The sequence below is a fragment of the Neisseria sp. P0001.S005 genome, assembly GCF_051963715.1.
Genome location: NZ_JBQCTZ010000866.1, coordinates 1 through 326 on the forward strand (window position 1 = coordinate 1; position 326 = coordinate 326).

Sequence of the window (326 nt, forward strand, 5' to 3'; positions counted from 1 at the left end):
TTGCCGACAACATCGCGGCGATTTTTGCGGCTGTTGTCCATGGCTTTTTTCAGGGTTTCGTAGCGTCTTGGGTGGAGGTTTTGGAACGATAAGTCTTGAAGCTCTTGATACGCATTGTTCAGACCAATGCGATTGGCGATTTGAGCATAGATTTCGAGGGTTTCTTTGGCGATGCGGCGGCGTTTTTCCGGACGCATAGAGCCAAGGGTGCGCATATTGTGCAATCGGTCGGCAAGTTTGACGACGATGACGCGCACGTCTTTAGTCATGGCGAGGATAAGCTTGCGGAAACTTTCCGCCTGATGCTCGGCATGATCTTCAAATTT

1 protein-coding gene is annotated in these 326 nt (G+C 50.3%); it reads right to left on the bottom strand.

Translation table 11 applies throughout. The features are described 5' to 3' along the window. Window positions 1-326, bottom strand: a 326-nt coding sequence (locus ACTHSP_RS23260; protein WP_440347149.1) for an HD domain-containing protein, incomplete at both ends; no start/stop codon positions are given.